Annotated in this window: 22 protein-coding genes and 1 pseudogene; 15 read left to right on the top strand and 8 right to left on the bottom strand. The window is 61.8% G+C overall.

All coding sequences use genetic code 11. The features are described 5' to 3' along the window. The first annotated feature begins 2 nt into the window (after nucleotides 1-2). A complete protein-coding gene (locus DM373_RS12155; RefSeq protein WP_110993819.1) occupies nucleotides 3-1,619 on the top strand; it encodes a mechanosensitive ion channel family protein in 1,617 nt (538 codons plus the stop codon). A gap of 54 nt (nucleotides 1,620-1,673) precedes the next feature. Here DM373_RS12155 and DM373_RS28950 read toward each other — a convergent pair whose 3' ends face one another. Continuing rightward, nucleotides 1,674-1,844, bottom strand: a complete 171-nt coding sequence (locus DM373_RS28950) for a hypothetical protein (RefSeq protein WP_167409831.1) — start codon at nucleotides 1,842-1,844, stop codon at nucleotides 1,674-1,676. A 208-nt stretch (nucleotides 1,845-2,052) separates the two neighbouring features. On the opposite strand from DM373_RS28950, the gene DM373_RS12160 reads away from it, so the two are divergent. The 6 genes and pseudogenes from DM373_RS12160 (at nucleotide 2,053) to DM373_RS12180 (ending at nucleotide 5,549) form a co-directional block, all read left to right on the top strand. Further along, nucleotides 2,053-2,667, top strand: a complete 615-nt coding sequence (locus tag DM373_RS12160) for a dTMP kinase (RefSeq protein ID WP_110993820.1) — start codon at nucleotides 2,053-2,055, stop codon at nucleotides 2,665-2,667. A gap of 430 nt (nucleotides 2,668-3,097) precedes the next feature. Then, the gene (gene copC, locus DM373_RS12165; protein ID WP_110993821.1) at nucleotides 3,098-3,481 is read left to right on the top strand and encodes a copper homeostasis periplasmic binding protein CopC; all 384 of its coding nucleotides are present in this window, start codon (nucleotides 3,098-3,100) and stop codon (nucleotides 3,479-3,481) included. Between the two features lie 3 nt (nucleotides 3,482-3,484). Next, nucleotides 3,485-4,423 (top strand): copper homeostasis membrane protein CopD, encoded by a 939-nt coding sequence (copD, locus tag DM373_RS12170; protein WP_110993822.1) that lies wholly within the window; start codon nucleotides 3,485-3,487, stop codon nucleotides 4,421-4,423. 60 nt (nucleotides 4,424-4,483) lie between these two features. Beyond that, nucleotides 4,484-4,600: pseudogene (locus tag DM373_RS29915) on the top strand (hypothetical protein); the annotation flags it as partial. Beyond that, nucleotides 4,558-4,896 carry a PA0061/PA0062 family lipoprotein gene (locus DM373_RS12175; RefSeq protein ID WP_482822399.1) on the top strand — a complete coding sequence of 113 codons (339 nt, stop codon included), beginning with the start codon at nucleotides 4,558-4,560 and terminating at the stop codon, nucleotides 4,894-4,896. The pseudogene DM373_RS29915 and the gene DM373_RS12175, both read left to right, overlap by 43 nt. A gap of 86 nt (nucleotides 4,897-4,982) precedes the next feature. Next, nucleotides 4,983-5,549: an isochorismatase family protein gene (locus DM373_RS12180; RefSeq protein ID WP_110993823.1), complete on the top strand. Its 567-nt coding sequence runs from the start codon at nucleotides 4,983-4,985 to the stop codon at nucleotides 5,547-5,549. A 201-nt stretch (nucleotides 5,550-5,750) separates the two neighbouring features. Here the strand turns inward: DM373_RS12180 and yidD are convergent, their stop codons facing one another. Further along, the gene (gene yidD / locus DM373_RS12185; RefSeq protein WP_208642795.1) at nucleotides 5,751-5,957 is read right to left on the bottom strand and encodes a membrane protein insertion efficiency factor YidD; all 207 of its coding nucleotides are present in this window, start codon (nucleotides 5,955-5,957) and stop codon (nucleotides 5,751-5,753) included. A 371-nt stretch (nucleotides 5,958-6,328) separates the two neighbouring features. On the opposite strand from yidD, the gene DM373_RS12190 reads away from it, so the two are divergent. The 6 genes from DM373_RS12190 to DM373_RS12215 all read left to right on the top strand — a co-directional run bounded on the left by DM373_RS12190 (nucleotide 6,329) and on the right by DM373_RS12215 (nucleotide 12,625). Then, nucleotides 6,329-6,823: a hypothetical protein gene (locus DM373_RS12190; RefSeq protein WP_110993824.1), complete on the top strand. Its 495-nt coding sequence runs from the start codon at nucleotides 6,329-6,331 to the stop codon at nucleotides 6,821-6,823. A 504-nt stretch (nucleotides 6,824-7,327) separates the two neighbouring features. Next, entirely contained in the window at nucleotides 7,328-8,266 is a 939-nt protein-coding gene (locus tag DM373_RS12195; protein ID WP_110993825.1) for a cyclase family protein, read from the top strand. Between the two features lie 244 nt (nucleotides 8,267-8,510). After that, the gene (locus tag DM373_RS12200) at nucleotides 8,511-9,683 is read left to right on the top strand and encodes an MFS transporter (protein WP_110993826.1); all 1,173 of its coding nucleotides are present in this window, start codon (nucleotides 8,511-8,513) and stop codon (nucleotides 9,681-9,683) included. 75 nt (nucleotides 9,684-9,758) lie between these two features. After that, nucleotides 9,759-10,661 (top strand): LysR family transcriptional regulator, encoded by a 903-nt coding sequence (locus DM373_RS12205; RefSeq protein ID WP_110993827.1) that lies wholly within the window; start codon nucleotides 9,759-9,761, stop codon nucleotides 10,659-10,661. Nucleotides 10,662-10,755: 94 nt separating this feature from the next. After that, the gene (locus tag DM373_RS12210; protein WP_110993828.1) at nucleotides 10,756-11,553 is read left to right on the top strand and encodes an SDR family NAD(P)-dependent oxidoreductase; all 798 of its coding nucleotides are present in this window, start codon (nucleotides 10,756-10,758) and stop codon (nucleotides 11,551-11,553) included. Between the two features lie 85 nt (nucleotides 11,554-11,638). Continuing rightward, complete coding sequence (locus DM373_RS12215; RefSeq protein ID WP_110993829.1) at nucleotides 11,639-12,625, top strand: zinc-binding dehydrogenase; 987 nt, start codon at nucleotides 11,639-11,641, stop codon at nucleotides 12,623-12,625. A 29-nt stretch (nucleotides 12,626-12,654) separates the two neighbouring features. Here DM373_RS12215 and DM373_RS12220 read toward each other — a convergent pair whose 3' ends face one another. From DM373_RS12220 to DM373_RS12235, 4 genes are all read right to left on the bottom strand, one after another. Beyond that, nucleotides 12,655-13,440, bottom strand: coding sequence for an SDR family oxidoreductase (locus DM373_RS12220; protein WP_110993830.1), 786 nt, complete (start codon nucleotides 13,438-13,440; stop codon nucleotides 12,655-12,657). A gap of 105 nt (nucleotides 13,441-13,545) precedes the next feature. Then, nucleotides 13,546-14,442, bottom strand: coding sequence for a LysR family transcriptional regulator (locus DM373_RS12225; RefSeq protein ID WP_110993831.1), 897 nt, complete (start codon nucleotides 14,440-14,442; stop codon nucleotides 13,546-13,548). Nucleotides 14,443-14,532: 90 nt separating this feature from the next. Further along, nucleotides 14,533-14,943: an SRPBCC family protein gene (locus DM373_RS12230; protein ID WP_110993832.1), complete on the bottom strand. Its 411-nt coding sequence runs from the start codon at nucleotides 14,941-14,943 to the stop codon at nucleotides 14,533-14,535. Nucleotides 14,944-15,015: 72 nt separating this feature from the next. Then, nucleotides 15,016-16,026 (bottom strand): aldo/keto reductase, encoded by a 1,011-nt coding sequence (locus DM373_RS12235; protein ID WP_110993833.1) that lies wholly within the window; start codon nucleotides 16,024-16,026, stop codon nucleotides 15,016-15,018. A gap of 201 nt (nucleotides 16,027-16,227) precedes the next feature. Between DM373_RS12235 and DM373_RS12240 the strand changes: the two genes are divergently transcribed. Then, nucleotides 16,228-16,725 carry a DUF4019 domain-containing protein gene (locus DM373_RS12240; RefSeq protein ID WP_110993834.1) on the top strand — a complete coding sequence of 166 codons (498 nt, stop codon included), beginning with the start codon at nucleotides 16,228-16,230 and terminating at the stop codon, nucleotides 16,723-16,725. Here the strand turns inward: DM373_RS12240 and paaX are convergent, their stop codons facing one another. Both paaX and paaY read right to left on the bottom strand, forming a co-directional pair. Further along, the gene (paaX, locus tag DM373_RS12245) at nucleotides 16,726-17,649 is read right to left on the bottom strand and encodes a phenylacetic acid degradation operon negative regulatory protein PaaX (RefSeq protein WP_110993835.1); all 924 of its coding nucleotides are present in this window, start codon (nucleotides 17,647-17,649) and stop codon (nucleotides 16,726-16,728) included. It lies immediately after the preceding gene. A 59-nt stretch (nucleotides 17,650-17,708) separates the two neighbouring features. Beyond that, the gene (paaY, locus tag DM373_RS12250; protein WP_110993836.1) at nucleotides 17,709-18,308 is read right to left on the bottom strand and encodes a phenylacetic acid degradation protein PaaY; all 600 of its coding nucleotides are present in this window, start codon (nucleotides 18,306-18,308) and stop codon (nucleotides 17,709-17,711) included. A 343-nt stretch (nucleotides 18,309-18,651) separates the two neighbouring features. Between paaY and paaF the strand changes: the two genes are divergently transcribed. After that, entirely contained in the window at nucleotides 18,652-19,425 is a 774-nt protein-coding gene (paaF, locus tag DM373_RS12255; RefSeq protein ID WP_110993837.1) for a 2,3-dehydroadipyl-CoA hydratase PaaF, read from the top strand. Nucleotides 19,426-19,449: the final 24 nt, after the last annotated feature.

Genomic DNA, 19,449 nt, shown 5'->3' on the forward strand with positions numbered 1-19,449 from the left:
CCATGCTCAAGCGAATCGTCGCAGGCGTGTTTGCGCTGGCGGTCATGTTGGTCAGCCTGGGCAGCCAGGCCATCGAGCAAGGCGCCGTCGCGACGGCCGAGCCTGCCGAGCTCAAGGTTGCCAACCGCAGCATCATGGTGTTCCACGCCACCTTGCTGGGCGAAGCACCTGCTGCCAGGGCCCGGCGCGCCGAGGCGGTCATCAACGAGCGGCTGGATGAAGGCGAGGCCGGCACGGTCAGCGTGGACGCCATTCAGGACAGCTACCTGGTACTGCTCGGTGATCGCCGCGCATTCATCGTCTCGCCCAAGGACATGCTCGGCAGCGACCTCAACGTACGGCAAGGTGCCGAGGCGGCGGCGCAACGCCTGCGCCAGGTGGTCGACGAGGCGCAACAGGCGCGCAGCCCGCGCTTCCTGCTCACTGCCGCCGGGCTGAGCGCCGCCGCCACGCTGGTGTACATAGTGCTGGTCAAACTCTGTGCGTGGCTGCACCGCAAGGCCTTGTCGTGGTTGCCCCAGCGGGTGCGCAAACACGCCAGTGCCTTGCGCATCGGCCACACGCAGCTGGTCGATTCCAGCAACCTGTATCCGCTGTTGCGGCGCCTGCTGGCGCTGGTGCGCTGGACCCTGGTGCTGTTGTTGACCTACGAATGGCTGAGCTTCGTCCTGCAGCGCTTCCCCTACACCCGCCCCTGGGGCGAAAGCCTGAATCTGTACCTGCTGGGGCTGCTGCGCCATGTGCTGACGGGCATGGTCGACGCGATCCCGGGGTTGCTGATCGCCTTGCTGATCTTCTTCATCGCCCGTGGCATCAGCGCCTTCAGCAAGCGCCTGCTCGAGCGCCTGGCGCGGCCGGGCTCGATCAGCTGGCTGACCCAGGAAACCCTGCAACCCACCACTCGGCTGACCTCGCTGGCGATCTGGCTGTTCGCCCTGGCCATGGCCTACCCGTACCTGCCGGGCGCCGACACCGAAGCCTTCAAGGGGTTGTCGGTGCTGATCGGCCTGATGATCTCGCTGGGCGCCACCAGTGTGGTCGGCCAGGCCGCCGCCGGGCTCATCCTCACGTATACCCGCACCCTGCGGCCCGGCGAGTACGTGCGCATTGGCGAGCACGAGGGCACGGTGACCGAGCTGGGCATGTTCACCACCACCATCCGCACGGGGCTGGGCGAGGTGCTGACGCTGCCCAACTCGATGATTACCGGGGCGGTGACCAAGAACTACTCGCGTGTGGTGCAAGGGCAGGGCTATGTGGTCGACACCACGGTCACGATTGGCTACGACACGCCCTGGCGCCAGGTCGAGGCGATGCTGCTGGAGGCCGCGCGGCGCACCGATGGGGTGCTCGACACACCCCGCCCGCAAGTGTTCCAGACCGCCTTGTCGGACTTCTACCCGGAATACCGCCTGGTGGCCCAGGCCGTGCCCAGCGAGCCACGGCCGCGGGCCGAGCTGCTGACCCTGTTGCACGCCAACATCCAGGATGTGTTCAACGAGTACGGCGTGCAGATCATGTCGCCGCACTACCTGGGGGACCCCGCGCAGGACAAGGTGGTGCCTAAGGAGCAGTGGTACAGCGCGCCCGCGGTTGCGCCCAGGGACACGCAGCGATGATCGACGACGGCGTTGGTGCAATCCGCCGATTTCATGCGTTCGGCGGTTACGGTGTTACGCCGTGAAGCCGGGCTCCTGAGGCTCTTCTTGTGCGGTGTCCTGCTGGACGTTGTGATAGACGGCAGCAGCGCAGAGGGCTACCAGCCCGACGCTGGCGACCAGGATATCGCCCAGCAGCGTGCCGGCGACCAGGATCAGCAAACTGAGGCGGCAGAACATCACCATGACAGGCCTCTATGGCAGTTGGGTTCGAACAGGGCCACCAACATAGCGCGCATGAGGCTTTGATGCAGCGGGCATATCTGCAAACAGCGTCTGCAAAACGGCACTCATCGCAGGTATGGCGCTTACGCCCAGATTGTTTAGCCGCCACTGGCGATTCGCTTTAGTATCGGCGCAGTTGCGCGCCCCTCAATCAATCGTTATGTGAAGTATGAATCGTTCGCTATTTGTTTCTCTGGATGGGCCCAAGGGCACCGGCAAAACCACGCTGCTGGAGACCATTACACAAGCGCTAAGGGCCGGCAACTACAAGGTGATCCGCCTTTGCGAGAAAAAGAGCGATCCCTTTCGCGGTGAAACAATGGGCTTGGTCAATCGACTCGTCAGGCACCCCAGCAGTGAGCTGGAGTGGGAGGTTTGCGCGCGCCTGGCGGATAGCCGGGCCTGGATTTCGCAGCACGTGCTGCCCAAGCAGCCGTCGGGCAGCATCATCCTGATCGATCGCTGGTATCCCTCCGATGCCGCGTTTCGCCGGACAGTCCCGTTCGCCGAGATTCTACGGTTGAACAGGGAGCGCAACGTGCGTGTGCCGGACCTGCATGTCGGGGTTGTTACCGACCCCGAAGTTTCATGGGCGAGGGCGGCGGCACGCACCCGTGGGCTGGGCAGTACGGTGATGCATAAACTGGAAGAGCAAGTTGCCTGTACCCAGGCGTTCGAGCGGGCGGTCGCGGATCATGGCTGGGTGTTGTGTCGTAACGAAGGCACGATTGAAGCGGCGACGAGGCAGGTGGTTGCCGAGATTCGTAACGTACTGGAATGCTAGTTTATTACGTATGTTTTCTTACTTTTTTGTATATTGCACGCGAAGCGCCATGACGGCCAAGTGCCTGTCTTGGTATCGCATGTGGGCGACCAGATGCCCGGCGCTGCAAAACCATCGGCATGCTCCTGGTGGCCATTACCCAATTTGATTAATCAGCCAAACCACCACAGCAATTCGCGGTGGTTTTTGATGATCGTTATCAATTCATTACGTAATTTATATGAGTGACGACAAGCAATCTGCCCGAAGCGCTCATACCCGTAACCAGCGGCGCCAGGCCCCTTTCAAGCTGACTGAAATGTAATCGCACGATCCTTGCGCCTGTGACATCGTGCACCTGCACCGTAACGCTGATTCAGTGCATTCACGGACGTGATACCCACTCCCTAAAAAACCTCGAACTGACAGCGCTCGCTGTGAGGAGCCTTGCATGCCTTTCCATAAAGCCACTGCTGTAACACTTGCGCTGACCGCTGGGTTGTTCCTTAGCGCCGTCGCCCAGGCACACCCTAAGCTCCTTTCATCCACGCCGGCGGCAGGTGCGGATGGCATGGCGCCTTCTTCCATCGAACTGCATTTTTCCGAGCAACTTACGACTCAGTTCTCGGGGGCAAAACTGATCATGACCGACATGCCGGGTATGCCAAATTCCCCCATGGGAGTACAGGCAGCCGTCGCCGCGGGCAGTGATCCGAAGGCCATGATCATCACGCCTGCAGCGCCCTTGACCACGGGCACTTACAAGGTCGAATGGCGCGCTGTTTCTTCGGACACTCACCCGATTACCGGCAGTTTTTCCTTCAAAGTGAAATGATCCATGGGCGACTCGCTGACTATCGCGGTTCGTTTCGCGCTATATCTCGACTTGATGATGCTATTTGGCTTGGCGCTTTTTGGCTTGTATGGCCTGAAGGGGAAGGAGAGGACGCCGGGCACGGTCTTGCGTTTCGAGTCGCTCCTGTATGGCACGTCGCTCTTGGGTATAGCGTTATCCTTGGTCGCGCTGGGTGTTCTTGCGAAATCCATGAGTGGTGTGTCGGGCTTCATGGAGCTGCATCACCATTTTTTCCAGATGATTCTGACGGGCACTGATGTCGGCCTGAGTTGGCTGGTCCGCATTGCCGCACTGCTTGTCGCCATTGTCGGCATCTGGCAATACAAGCGCTGTGCGACCGCCAGCCTGTGGCTCGTCACTGCAAGCGGAGCCGTTGCACTGGCAAGCCTGGCGTGGACCGGCCATGGGGCGATGGGCGAGGGGAGTCGTGGCTATTGGCAGCTCATCGGTGATGTTTTCCATCTGTTGGCTGCGGGCGCCTGGCTGGGGGCGCTGGCGGCGTTCGCGCTGTTGCTTCGCTGCAAATCACTGAAAGGCGAACATGAGGTGCAGACTCTTGCCCGGGTATTGACTGGTTTTGAATCGGTCGGCGCCGTGATCGTGGTCGTCATCGGTTTCACCGGCGCAATCAATTACCTCTTTATTGTTGGCCCACGCATCGATGGCGTCATGCTCAGTACCTATGGTGCTTTGCTGTTTTTGAAGACCCTGTTGTTCGGCGCAATGATCGCGCTGGCTACCCTCAATCGTTTTCATTTGAGCCCGCTGCTGGAGCGTTCGGTTCGAAATGGCGAGCATTCAGTTGCGGTGAGTGCCTTGCGTCGAAGCCTGGCATTCGAGCTTTCAATGGCCATCGTCATTATCGCCCTGGTTGCCTGGCTGGGCACTTTGAGCCCTGACGTGGAAATGAGCGCGGGATAGAAATGGCTGTATAAGGCTATGCTGATCATATGCCTCCTTGAGGTGCTGATCATGCGCAGGATGATCTTGCTCGTCGCAGCCAGTGTTATTGCGGGCTGCCAGACGCCGATGCCAACCGCCAACCCAGAGATGGCCTGGGTCGACTTGTCGATACCGTTCCCCAACGACAGAGTGTTGCTGGCCGAACGCCTGGACAAGCAACGCCTCGAAGACGGGCGTTTTTCCAGGTTACGCCCGGCAGTCACGAGCTGGTCGTGAAGTTCGACTATGAAACCAGCGGCGGTGGCGGCATGAGCATGATGGGCGGGCCTTCAGTACGCGAATGCTACCTGACCGTCAATTACGGCCATTTCACAGCGGGGCAACGCTATGTGCTCGAAGCTCGCTCGATTGCCTTGAACCCGGAGGCACGACTGTATGACGGCGCAGGGAAAGTCGTTGCTGAGGTCAGTGAGTTCTATTGCCTGATGTGAGCATGCACCGTGGGCGCAGGGCATTGCTGGTGGAACCCTGTTGCAGCACACTCGGCCTGATCGTCAGCCAAAGGAATTGAAAACGGATGAAGGACCAATCCAGCCCTGTGCCCCTTGTGATCCTTGACGTACAAAATGCCATTGATCGCCCGAACTGGGATGGCAAAAGCAATCCTGGGTATCTGGCAGTGATCCAGCGACTGCTGGCGCTCTGGCGGTCAAACGGCTGGCCTGTTGTGCACGTCAAGCACGATGAACGGATGCCCACATCCAGCTATTACGTCAATGGCCCGTGGAATGGCATCAAGCAAGAGGTTGCTCCGATCGAGGGTGAGGCCGTCATTGTCAAACAGGAAAACTGCGCATTCATCGGTACCGAGCTGGACGCCACACTTGGGAAGATGCGGGTAAAGCGTTTGGTGCTGACGGGGGTTGTCATTCATAACAGCATGGACGCCACAGTCCGTGCGGGAAAAGCACTGGGGTACAGCATTATTCTTCCGTCAGACGCCACGACAGCCGTGCCCGTCGTCGGGGCAAATGGAAAGTGCTGGGACGCTAGGACCGTTCATGAACTGACCTTGGCGATACTCGGTGATGAATATGCCGAAGTCATGTCGTCGGATGAGGTGGTCGCGCGGTTCGCGCAGTGAAACCTGACTTCGGGTTACATGAAAATCATGGAGCAGGGAGCTGATGACAGATGGGCGGCAGCATTAGGAATACACAATTTAACATAATATACATTATGCGCAGCTTCGTATGAGGCTGCCGGGCACTGGGTTGGCCAGATTGCAAGCCAGGCCAAAGCGCTTGCTTCGACCTGGTACGTCAGTGGCCAGTCTGACTAGCCATCACGGATAGTATTCACCGCCGTTGGGAAACCGGCATCGATGGATTCGGTTCAGTGCCATCTTCCAACCACGTACTGCACCGTGCTTCTCGATAGCCAGCAACGCGTAATTCGAGCAGCTTGGCTCGAACCTACAAGCGTTTCTGAGACGACTCGGTGCCACCCGTTGATAAAAACGAATGACACCAACGGATAGCCCGACAATCACCGTGGTTTATGGAAGGAAATGACGTAGTAATTGGCCATCGAATCTTTTTTGCCAGACAACGCATCGAAGCAGCCAGCTTTCACAAAACAGCTGTAGCTCAACCCCCCGTAATCACTGGAATCTAGCGAGCGGTAGACATCCACGAATGCTAGGTTCTGTACGAAATCCCGAGAAACCCAATCGGCGCCCTTCGGAAGCTGAGATTCTGTAGGGTTCCCGACCATCTACGGAAAGGAATAACGCTGCAAGTGGCCGCTACTGCGACCAATATCGAATGCAGCCGTCATTCCGATGCATCTCTTTTCGTGCAGAGCCTCGCGAAGGTCTTACAATCGCACACCATCAGTTGCCCTGATCAAGGAGATCGCCCCATGCATGTACCAACCTCGAACCTCAAAACCTACCGCTACGGCCCCAACGTCCTGAAGCTCTATCTGGCAGTGGCGTTCTTCGCAGCCCTGGCTGTGCTTGGTTGGTTCATGTCTAGAGACGGCGAGCCCATGGGCGGCCTGGTGACTTTCGGCAGTTTGGTATTCGTGTTGGCCGGTTCAGGCGCCCTGGTGTATTTCAGTCGTGTGCGTCGGCAGATTGTGTTTACTGCCCACAGCGTCCAGATCCCTGAAAGCCAGTTTTCAAGCAATGTGTTCGAACTGCCGTTCGCGGACTTGATGCATGTCGAGCGTGCCTTGGTGAACGAGGAAGACGTACTGCTCATCGCTCACCGCAATGGCAGCTTCAAACTGCCAGTGTCCATGCTTGGCAACGTTGATATCGCCCAGTTGCAAGAGGCGTTGATGGCCAGCCGGATGATACAGCCTGTTGCGGCTGCGCCCGCTCAAGCACAACGCTCCGCTTCACAGATCTGATTGCGGCCTGCCCCTTTGCCGCGAATTTATAGGCGCTAAATATAACTCAACTAAATGAGTATTTAGTTGAGTTATAGGTATGAATTATCAAGGAAGCAGCATTTTCAACTCCCTCAACATCCGATTTCGACACGTTTCAGCGCTTCAATAAACTTAGTTTCATAGGGCGCCCCGCCATATTCGACCATCTGGATATGGCCCAGAGAAGCATTGCCCAAACTCTCGCCAGTTAATACCGAGGGCATCTAGGTCTACCTCTCCTGCCCTCCTCTAGCGCAATCTTCATTCTTGACTTCAAGGCAAATAAATTTGGCTTATACGGGGCTTAATCCGCAATTGTAAAGGCCGCAAACTGCGAACCATTGTTTAACCCACTGGACCGCATCATACCCCTTGCACTGTTTGCTCTTACCTTAGCGGCCGGTTTTGACGGCGATGCACTTGTTCTAACCGCCTACCCGAAGATGCCCCAGGCCACCGCCTGAAAAATTCTGGAGAACCACGATGAAAACCTTTACAAAATTCGCCCTGGCGGCCTTGCTGCCCCTTGCCATGCAGGCCGCCTCTGCCGCCGATTGGTATCCATCGGCCTACGGTCCAAACGATGAAATCGGCGCTGCCAACTTGTTGACCCCAGACGTGGTCAAGCAGGCGGTCGGCCTGGTCAAGACCGGCAAGACCTATCCGTTGGCCGTACCCGTAGACAAGAACCTTCCTGCATTCCGCCATCGTAGCTTCCGCCTTTACAACGTGCAGGTCGGGCAGCAAGCCGGTAAGTCGCTGGGGCCGAACAAGTTCACTTTCAACGATGAACTGGTAAATGCCTGGACCGGCGTTGGCACCCAGCTCAACGGGATTGGCCACATCGGCATCGATAATCTTTATTACAACGGCAACAAAGCGGCCGACTTCGTGACTGTCGATGGCGTCACCAAGCTCGGGGTCGAGAAAGTGCCGCCGATAGTGACCCGTGGCGTGGTGCTGGACATGACCGCTTACTACAACAAAGCCGTCGTGCCAGGTGGCACCGAGTTCAGCGTGGCCGACATCCAGGCTGTGTTGAAGAAGCAAGGCCTGACCCTGCGCAAGGGCGATGTGGTGCTGTTCAACACCGGTTGGCTGGAATTGATCGGCAAGGACAACAAGCAGTTCCTGGAAGTGGAACCCGGCATCGGCATGGAAGCGGCGCAGTGGCTGGCAGACCAGGGAATCGTCGCTTTCGGCGGCGACACCTGGGCCTCGGAGGTTTATCCGAACCCGCATGGCAAGGACGAGTTTCCGGTCAACCAGTACATGCTCGCCAAGCGCGGCATCTACAACCTGGAACTGATCGACAGCCGTGCATTGGTGCACGACAAGGTTTGGGAGTTCCTGTTTGTGCTCGGCCAACCGCTTTATGTTGGCTCCACTCAAGTCAACATCAATCCGGTTGCCATTCACTGATCGCTCTACCACCAAGTCCCCTGCCCGCTTCGAACGCTCTCGCTGCGGGCTTCCCTCTCTTGATCCGTGATTTCAAGTCAAAAGTCATTGGCGCAGTCATGACTTAATCCATCCGCGCAAGATGGAGATACTGCGCCCACCAAGCGATACGTTCCAGCATCGCTCATAACATCAACCGGAGCCATCCGATGAGCCTGCATGATCAGACCCCATTATCCAGCTTCGCCGCACAGGAGTCCGCGCAATGAAACCCGGGCACGTCTTGACCGCCCTGGCCATCGGCGCCTTCGGCATCGGCACCACCGAGTTCACCCCCATGGGCCTGCTGCCGGTGATTGCCGAAGGCATGGACGTCAGCATCCCCAGCGCCGGTATGCTGGTGACGGCCTATGCCATTGGCGTGATGCTCGGCGCCCCGATCATGACCCTGCTGTTCAGCCGCTTCGGCAAGCGCGGAGCACTGATCGCGCTGATGGCCATCTTCACCCTCGGCAACCTGCTCTCGGCCCTGGCGCCGAGCTACGGCACCCTGCTCGCCTCGCGCCTGATCACCAGCCTCAACCACGGTGCCTTTTTCGGCCTGGGTGCGGTGGTGGCTGCCAGCGTAGTGCCACGTGAGAAGCAGGCCAGTGCCATCGCCACCATGTTCATGGGCCTGACCATCGCCAACATCGGTGGCGTGCCCGCCGCCACCTGGATCGGCCAGCAGGTCGGCTGGCGCCTGGCCTTCGCCGGCACCGCGCTGCTCGGCATCCTCGCCATGGCCGCCTTGTGGTATGCCCTGCCCAAGGGCGAGCGTGGCAGCGTGCCCGATGTACGCCGCGAACTGGCCGTGATCGCCCGGCCAAAGGTGCTGTTGGCCATGGCCACCACCGTGCTCGGCGCCGGTGCGATGTTTACCCTCTACACCTACGTAGCCCCCGTGCTGGCCGAACTGACCGGCGCCTCGGACAGCTTCGTCACCCTCGGCCTGGTGCTGATCGGCGTAGGTTTCACGCTCGGCAACAGCCTGGGCGGTCGCCTGGCCGACTGGTCGCTGGACGGCTCGGCACGGATCTTCCTCGGCGTTCTGGCCGTGGTCATGGTGCTGATGCCGCTGGTACTGGGCAACCACCTCGGTGCGGCCCTGGCCTTGCTGGTATGGGGCGTGTTCACCTTCGCCGTGGTGCCGCCACTGCAGATGCGCGTGATGATCGCCGCTGCCGAGGCGCCAGGCCTTGCTTCTTCGATCAACGTCGGCGCGTTCAACCTCGGCAACGCGGTGGGCGCGGCGCTGGGTGGTGGCGTCATCAGCCTGGGCCTTGGCTATGCTGCAATACCGGTGGCCGGCGGCCTGCTGGCAGCGGGCGGGCTGTTGCTGGTATGGCTTGGCGGGCGCGGCGAGGCCACTGCCAACACCATCGGCGAGGCTGCGTAACATTACCTGACGTGCACTGAGGCTGGCCAAATCGGGACCGCCCTCGTAAACGTGGAGCGGTCCCCCGGAGGTCCCATGCAAGATCTACGTCAGTTGCGCTACTTCGTCGCCGTCGCCGAATGTGAAAACGTCGGCCGCGCGGCGGAGCAGCTGCACATTTCCCAATCCCCGCTGAGCCGGCAGATCGCGCAGCTCGAGGATCATCTCGGCCTGGCCCTGTTCGAGCGACGCAACCAACGGCTGTTCCTCACCACTGACGGGCGCACCTTCCTGGCCGAAGCCCGTGGCTTGCTCAAGCACGCCGAGCGCCTGGAGTCGCTGGGCAAGCGCTTGGGCCGCGGTGAGGAAGGCGGCCTGTGTATCGGCTATGTCAACCACGCCATCCATGCCGGCGTGCTGCCCGGCGCCGTGCGGGCCATCCGTGGCAGTCGTCCGCAGATCCATATCGCCCTCTACAACATGACACCGGGCGAGCAGTTCGAAGGCCTGCGTCAACGCAGCCTCGACATCGCCCTGGTCTGCGAGCCCGCACCCGACAACGATCCTGATCTGCTTGCCCTGCCCGTGCTGGACGACCCCATGCTGCTGGCGATTCCCGCCGAGCACCCGCTGGCGACCCAGGCCGAACTCACCCCCGCCGACCTGCACGAACAGGAGTGGATCATCACCGGCGGCCAGCCCGACCAGGTCAACAAGCGCGATGACTTCATCGCCCGCTGCGCCGATGCCGGCTTCACCCCACGCCTGTCGCTGGAGGCCACCGACTCGCTGAGCGTGCTCGGATTGGTGTCCGCAGGGCTGGGCCTGGCCATGGTGCAGAGCAGCCTGGCGGCCAGCGCGGGCCCTAACGTGGTGTTGCGCCAGCTGGACTGGTTCAGGCCTTGCGTGCGGCTATGGGCGGCCTGGCATCAGGTGGACCTGCGGCCGATCGTGGGGGGTTTCCGCGAACAGGTGTTGGCGCTGGCCGAACAGACCTAAAAGGTCTGAACCCAGTCGAATCATGTCTTTTACAGTCTTTTAGCGCCTCAATAGCATGGCCTCATCGATACAACTCACCCACAGGAGCCATTCCATGAACATCGACCTCGGCGGACGCACCGCCATCATCAGCGGCTCGACCGGCGGTATTGGCCTGGCCATCGCCCGCGGGCTGGCCCGGGCCCATGCCGACGTCGTCATCGCCGGCCGTAGCCAGAAATCGGTGGATGCCGCCCTCACCGAACTGCGCGCCCAAGGCGGGCGTGGTCAGGTCCACGGTGTCGTTGCTGACCTGGGCACCGCCGAAGGCGCCCAGACCCTGTTCGAGGCCCATCCCAGTGCCGACATTCTGGTCAACAACCTGGGCATCTACGATGACGTCGACTTCTTCGAGGTAGCCGACAGCGAGTGGGCCCGCTTCTACGAAACCAACGTGCTGTCCGGCGTGCGCCTGGCTCGTCACTACGCACCGGCCATGGTCGAAAAAGGCTGGGGGCGGGTCCTGTTCATCTCGTCCGAGTCCGGCATCGCCATCCCCGCCGACATGATCAACTACGGCGTAACAAAGGCCGCCAACCTCGCCGTCTCTCACGGCCTGGCCAAGCGCCTGGCAGGTACCGGCGTCACCGTCAACGCAGTGCTGCCAGGGCCAACCCTGACCGACGGCGTCGCCAACCTGGTGGCCGACGCTGCCAAGGCCTCCGGCCGCAGCATCCGCGAAGAGGCTGACCATTTCGTGCGCAGCGCCCGTCCGAGTTCGATCATCCAGCGCGCCGCCGAGGTCGACGAAGTCGCCCATCTGGTGGTCTACCTCGCGTCCCCTTACTCCTCCGCCACCACCGGCGCAGCCCTGCGGGTCGACGGCGGTGTGGTCGACAGCCTCGCAATCTGAATCCAGTTTGCTTGAACACAAGGGCCGCCCAGCGGCCCTTTGTCATTGATGGCTACCCTGCCCTCCTACTTTCACGAGGATCCCTATGCACAACACCCATAGAGCCTGGGGCTGGACCCCGAACGCCGGCCTGGACGGTCTGCAGCTCATCGACAAACCCCTGCCGCAACCCGGCCCTGGCCAAGTGCTGGTGGCCAACCGCGCCATCGCCCTCAACCCGGTGGACTGGAAAATCTGTGAATGGGGCCATGCCGACTGGCGCCAGGGCACCGTACCGGGCGTGGATGGCGTCGGCGTCGTCGCCGCGGTCGGTGAAGGCGTCGACCTGCTACTGGGGACGCGCATCGCCTATCACCAATCGCTGTCCCGCGATGGCAGCTTCGCCGAGTACTGCCTGCTCGACGCCGACCTGGTGATGCAGGTTCCGGGCAACCTCGAAGCCACCGCAGCCGCCGCGGTGCCTTGCCCTGCGCTTACCGCCTGGCAAGCGCTGGCCAAGGTCGGCAACGGTGCATCTAGCGACGTGCTGGTGATCGGTGCGGGTGGCGCGGTCGGCTTCTACCTCGTCCAGCTCGCCGTGCAGCGCGGTCTGCGGGTATGGGCCACGGCGGGCGAAAAACATCATGCCAGCCTCAAGCAAATGGGTGTGATTGGGGTATTCGACTACCGTTCCAACGACTGGCTGGCACGTTTGCAAACCGCCCTCGGCGAGCGCCCGTTGCACGCCCTGTTCGACACCGTAAGCGGCGTGCATGCCGCAAGCCTGGCCCACCTGTTGGGTTACAACGGCCACCTGGTGTGCATCCAGGACCGCCAGGAAACCGCGCCGCTGGCCGCTTTCAGTACAGCAATCTCACTGCATGAAGTAGCCCTCAACAGCATCCATGCCCATGGCCGATTGCTAGATCGCCAGGCGTTGAAGGTCGCAGGCGAAGGTTTGCTGCAAATGGTCGCCGATGGTCGGCTACTGGCGCCGGAGCGCCGGGACTTTGCCTTCGAAGCGCTGCCGCAGGCGTTACGCCAGCTCAAGGACGGCAGCGCGTCCGGCAAGTGGGTGACGCGGCTGGATTGATCGCTTGCCGCGCACCCGGATGCCGTTGCTCAGAAGGTCCCTGGATAGGCCCCGCCGTCGATCAGCAGGTTCTGCCCGGTGATATAGCCCCCATGGGCACTGCAGAGGAACGCACAGTACGCACCGAACTCCTCGGCATTGCCGAACCGCGCCGCCGGGATCGCCTGGCGGCGTGCCCGGGTCGTCGCCTGCAGATCACCGCTGGCCTGGCTCGCCGCCTGCAGGGTCTTGTGCAGGCGTGCCGTGTCGAACGCGCCTGGCAGCAAGTTGTTCAAGGTCACATTGCGCCCGGCCAGGCGCTGCTGGCGGGCAAGCCCGGCGATGAAACCGGTCAGGCCGCTACGTGCGCCATTGGAAAGTCCCAGGAGGTCGATCGGCGCCTTGACCGCACCGGAGGTGATGTTCACCACCCGGCCAAAGCCACGTTCTGCCATGCCGTCCACCACGGCCTTGATCAGTTCGATGGGCGTGAGCATGTTGGCGTCCAGCGCCTTGAGCCAGTCATCCCGGCCCCAGTCACGGAAATCCCCCGGCGGCGGGCCGCCTGCATTGTTGACCAGGATATCGACGTGCGGGCAGGCACTGAGCAGGGCCTGGCGGACCGCAGGCTCGGCCACGTCACCGGCGACCGTGGCCACTTCGATTGCCGGGAACCGGCTACGCAGCTCGGCAGCAGTCTGCTCCAGGGTAGTGGCGGTGCGCGCATTGATCACCAGGTTGACGCCTTCGCCCGCCAGCGCCTCGGCGCAGCCTTTGCCCAGCCCTTGGCTGGCGGCGCAGACGATCGCCCAGCGGCCTTTGATACCTAGATCCATGATCGGCTCCTTGGTGAATGAATAATCAGGGTGCGAGCGCGCAGATGTCAGCGGCCCTGTCATCAGGACAGGACCGTGCGATTGCCTCGATGATGCTACGGGTCCTCAGTACTCTGCGCCAGCCAATACGATCTGACGAAACTCGCCTACTATCGGGCGCAGGTCAACACGGTGCCAGGCTGCCCAGAGGCCGATGCTTTGCTGTAACCACGGCAACTCGCGCAGGACCACCTCAGGGTTACTGCCACCGCCAATGCTCTGCTGTATCAGCGCCAGGCCTAATCCTGCGGACACCAGCCCCAGCGCACTCAGCGGTTCGGCGGCCTCCAGCCGGATCTGCGGGGTAAAGCCTGCTTCCACGCAACGGGCCATGAAACGCTCGCGACGGTTGGGGGTGGCGTGCCCGTCGACCATGATCCAATCCTGCTCGTGAAGATCGCCAGGGTCGATCTGCGCCTTGGCTGCCAGTGGATGCCCCAAGGGTAGCGCGAGATAGAGCGGATCTTTGAATACCGGTGTTGCCAGCAGGTCCAGATCCCCCGCCGGTATCGGCTCGCACACCAGTGCGATATCGAGGCTGCGCTGGCGCAGCCCCTCGAATTGCTCTTGAGCCGTCAGGTTGTACAGGGCGATATGGATGCCCGGCCGTTGCTCACGGACCTGGCGCAACGCCTTGGGCAACACCCCAGCATGGATGGCGTGGCTGACGTAGCCAATGCACAGCCCGCCCGTCTCGCCCCGGCCCAGTCGGCGGCCGAGTGACTCCAGGCGTTCGGCGTGTTTGAGCAGGGCCTTGGTTTCGTACAGGAAGGTGCGACCGTCGGAGGTAAGGCGCAGCCGTTGCTGACTGCGTTCGAACAGCTGCAGCCCCAGGCGCTCCTCAAGCTGGGCAATTTGCCGGCTGAGCGGCGACTGGGAGATGTGCAGTTGCTCCGCCGCCTTGCCCACGTGTTCCAACTCAGCCACGGCGACGAAATAACGCAGTTGTCTGAAGTCCAGCATATGAGTCTTCGAAAATGAGTAAGGCCGTGGAAACACGGTTCGGGGCGGGCTGCTTGGGCTTGGGGCCGCTTTGCGGCCCCAAGCCATCCATCAACCTTTCAGTGCTTGCTTCAGCGCCGCCAGGCCATCCTGGTAGATGGTGGTGAACATCGCGCTCGCTTCGGCATCGCTGATACCGACCGGCACGAACGAGCCGGACCATTCCACGCGGGCCCCTTGGCCTTCCGGCACCACGCGCAGGGTCGACTGGTAGTCGCGAACCGGTGCCGGGCCTTGAAGGATGGTGTAGCTGTAGCTGCGCCCGGCTTCGTTGAAGTCCAGCAGGCGCTCGATGATGGTGTCGCCGTCGATGCTCTTGAGCGTGCGCACGCGGCCGCCTTCGCTCAGGGTGCTGTGTGGAATGAACGCCAGCCAGTCGGGCAGTGCGTCGAAGCCGCCAATCAGTTGCCAGACACGGTCGGCATTGACGGCAAGTTCGATGGACGATTGTGCAGTAGCCATGATGTTTCTCCTGGGGTTCAACCCCGATGATGCGTTAAGGACAGGGCCGCCACGCGGCCCCGCAAAGTCAGTTCAAACGGTTGGAACGGGCGCCAGGGCGTTGACCAGGCCTTGTTGACGCAGGTCGTTCCAGAACGCGCTGGGGATGACGGCACTCAGGGCTGCATGGTCTTCGTTGGCGTGCAGCGCACGGGTCGAACCCGGGATCGCTGCGACCACCGCCGGGTGGGCCAGGGCGAATTGCAGGGCGGCGGCCTTGACGTCGACACCATGGGCACGGGCGACCGCACGAATGCGTTCGAGCTTCTCCAGCACCGTCTGGGAGGCCTTCTGGTATTCGAAGTGCTCGCCACCGGCAGTGACGCCAGAGCTGTAGGGGCCGCCGACGACGATGCCAACGCCCTGCTCCACGGCTTGCGGCATGACCCGTTGCAGGGCGCGATCGTGATCCAGCAGTGAGTAACGACCCGCGAGCAGGAAGCCGTCTGGACGCGGCTCGTCCAGGTCGAGGGTCAGCTCGATCGGCTCGACCCGGTTCACACCCAGGCCCCACGCCTTGATCACGCCTTCTTCACGCAGGCGGGTGAGGACCCGGAAGGCCCCTTTACGCGCGGTTTCGAAACGCTCCAGCCACTCGTCACCATAGAAGTCCTGGGCGATGTCGTGGATCCAGACGATGTCCAGGCGGTCGGTCTTCAGGCGACGCAGGCTGTCCTCGATGGAACGCAAGGTGGCGTCGGCGCTGTAGTCGTTGACGATGCGGTTGCGGTTGCCGTGTTCGAACAAGCCGCTCTTCTCGCCCAGCTCACGGCTGGCAGGGTCTTCCAGTTCGTCGAGGATGATCCGGCCGACCTTGGTGCTGAGCACGTATTCGTCACGCGGACGACCGACCAGGGCGTTGCCCAGACGCGATTCGGAGAGGCCGGCACCGTAGAACGGCGCGCTGTCGAAGTAACGCACGCCGTTGTTCCAGGCGGCGTCGACAGTGGCTTGCACCTCGGCCTCTGGGACATTGCGGAACATGTTGCCCAGGGGCGCTGTGCCGAAGCCCAGTGGGTTGGCGATAAGGGATTTGAGGTTCATCTGGATTTTCCTGATTAGGGGAGTTGGTCATGAACTCCGATGGCGGCAATCCTATTGCGCCCCTACCAAGATCGTCCAAGTCATAATTCGACAGACTTGAGACCTTTTGAGCAATGTGCTGTGTACGGCCTTGCGGGTGTCCAACGCGTCCGGTTTTAGGTTTAATAGCTCGCTGACCCCCTCTACTCTCGAGGCTTTTGCATGAAGCAAGGTGTTTTACTGGTCGGTTTGCTGTTGCTCGCAGGCTGTGATGTCTCCATCAATACCAACGCGCCCGCGACGAATACGTCGGCGGTAGTGCTCTCCCAGCCTGGCTCTGCGCAACAGCAGAGACAGATAGCGGATACCGCGAACGAGTTCCTGCTATTGCTGGACGCGGGAAGAGCCGATATGACCTGGGCGTCGGCAGGTGCAGTACTCAAAGCAGCTACGACCGAGCCAAACTGGGTCAAAGGCATCAGCGGACTACGCATGGGGCTTGGCGAGCTGCAGCAGCGCAATCAATACCAGGTGGCGTTCACCAAACAACTGCCGGATGCGCCGCCTGGTCATTACGCGGCCGTCCAGACCCAATCAACCTTTGCAAACATGACCGTCACCGAGGCCGTGCTGCTCAGCGAGGAAGCTGAGCAATGGCGCGTTGTCGGCTACAACATCAGCAAAGCCGTCGAGGTTTCCGCAGGGATTCGGCTGTTTTAGTCAGCTCAATCCACCGAACCGTTGGTAGTAGCTGCTGTTGGCATCCGGCAGCGGCCCGTCCGCGGTCTCCAGCGCAGTGGCAAGGTACTCCTCTGCCCTGCCCTGCACCAGCCGATACAGGTTACGGCACAGTTGCCGAGCCGCTCGGCCTTCCCAGTCGCCCGGCAACAACTCATCCGGCAATTGCGGATCGCGCAGCAGCAGGCGGCGGTACTCGTGGATGAGCAAGGTGCGGGCCAGGAAGCAGTCGGCGGCATCGGGCGCCTCCAGCTCTTTCATCGCCTGCCACAATGGGCGGAACAAGCGAATGAACTCGCTGTAATGCTGCCCAAGTTCATCGATGTTCCAGCTCTCGCGCACCTGGGCGCGCAAGGCCTTGGAGGCCAGCACTTCCTGGGCGTGGGTCTCGAACACGATGCTGTCATCCTCGGCGTCCAACTCGCGCAGCGTCGCCGCAAGGTCGGCACGGTCGCTGCGTGGGCAGCCCAGCAGGTTCGGGCCCATGGCGCCGAAACCTTGCCACTCCAGCTCTTCACGCACGGCTTTGCGCTTGGCGGCATCGAGCTGCGACAGCAGCACCAGCGTCCACGCGCCGTTCCAGGCCGGCAGGTTGGCGCTGTAGACACGCTTGAAGGCTTTCTCGAAACGCCGCCGGCCGGTGCCGGTCAGGCTGTAGTAGCTGCGTCGCCCCACCTTCTCGGCGGTCAGCCAGCCTTCCTTGGTCAGACGAAAGATCGAGGTACGGATCAGCCGCTCATTGATGCCCATCGGTTCCAGCAGGTTGATCAGGCTACCCAGCCAGACCGTGCCGCCATGGGGTTCGATGGCATCGCCATAGAGTGTGATGATCAGCGAGCTGGCGCGGATCGGCGTCTGCTCCTGGAAGCGGGTGATCAGGTGATTCAGGGGGGCAAGGCTGCTCATGAGGGGGCGCGGCGCGGCTAAAGCCTCGACTATACCTGCCTGCCGTGGCCGTGCAAGGTTCATGCGCCGCCCTCGGCCTTGGGTCGGAAACCTGAATCACCCATGCGCGGGCGCTGCGCCTCTGCTTCGCTCAATGGAGGGCACTCCACCATCGAGGCCATACAACGTCGGGTCAGGGCGTGGTACTGGGCAGTGCCGCGTTGCTTCCAGGCCAGCTCCTGGTCGCTGAGCGGGCGCTTGACCTCGGCCGGCGCGCCCACCACCAGAGTCTGCTCCGGGCACTGGAAGCCGGCCTTGACGAAGGCCGTGGCGGCGACGATGCAGCGCGGCGCGATATGCGCCCCATCCATCACCACCGCATTCATCCCCACCAAGGCATCCTCGCCCACCCGGCAACCGTGCAACACCGCACCGTGGCCGACGTGCCCATTGCGCTCCACCACCGTGTCGCCCCCAGGGAAACCATGCATCACGCAGGTGTCCTGCAGGTTGGCGCCTTGCTCCAGGACGATACGCCCGAAGTCGCCGCGCAATGAGGCCAGCGGGCCAACATAACAATCGGGGCCGATGATCACGTCACCGATCAGGACTGCGCTGGGGTGGACATAGGCACTGGGGTGAACCACCGGGGTCAGGCCGTCGAGGCGGTAGCTGGGCATAGGTTGTTACTCAATGTGATTCGAATGACAAGCCGATCTTGTATCACTTCAAATGATTCAGTCAATTCATTCAAGCGTGTATCGCTTTGAGGGCGACGATTCATTGCCTGTAATACGGCTTCAAAAGGACCTGATCGCTAACGCTATGGCGCATTATTCTGTGGGGTCCGGCTTGCCGGCGATGGATCGCGCTAGCGAGGCCAGGAGCACAATCAGATACATATAATCAATTTATCTATTGCATTGCGGTATCGCTTTGAATTTATACTTGCCCCAGCACCGCCAACAATTCCAAGAAAAGCCAGCTGCGGCTGACGCCGAACGTGCAGCCTGAGGTACCACCATGCCAAGCAACCTCGTTGTGCAGCCCCCAGCGGACGGCGTCCGTCTGATTGCCCTGCACCGCCCGCAAGCCCTCAACGCCTTGAACACCGAGCTGCTGGCCGAGCTGGCCGCCCAGCTCGACGCCGCAGAGCGCGACGAACACACCCGTGCCGTGGTCATCACCGGCAGCCGCAAGGCCTTCGCCGCCGGCGCCGATATCAACGAAATGGCCGAGCGCGACCTGGTCGGTATCCTCAACGACCCCCGCGTATCCCACTGGCAACGCATCGCTGCCTTCACCAAGCCACTGGTCGCGGCCGTGAACGGCTACGCCCTGGGCGGTGGCTGCGAACTGGTGATGTGCGCGGATATCGTCATTGCCGGCAGCGATGCACGGTTCGGTCAACCCGAAATCAACCTCGGCATCATCCCCGGCGCCGGCGGCACCCAGCGCCTGCTGCGAGCAGTGGGCAAGCCGCTGGCCATGCAGATGGTCCTCAGTGGCGAGGCCATCGACGCCCGCCGTGCCTTGCAGGCCGGCCTGGTCAGCGAAGTCACCGAGCCAGAACTGACGGTCGAGCGCGCCCTGCAGGTGGCCCGCGCTATCGCCGCCAAGGCCCCGTTGGCCGTGCGCCTGGCCAAGGAGGCGCTGCTCAAGGCCCAGGACACCGACCTGGCCAGCGGCCTGCGTTTCGAGCGCCACGCATTCACCCTGCTGGCCGGTACTGCCGACCGCAACGAAGGCATTCGCGCCTTCCAGGAAAAACGCCCGGCCCGCTTCCTCGGCCAGTGACCCCTTCCCTCCACCGACGGAGCG

This window comes from Pseudomonas sichuanensis, from assembly GCF_003231305.1.
Lineage (GTDB): Bacteria > Pseudomonadota > Gammaproteobacteria > Pseudomonadales > Pseudomonadaceae > Aquipseudomonas > Aquipseudomonas sichuanensis.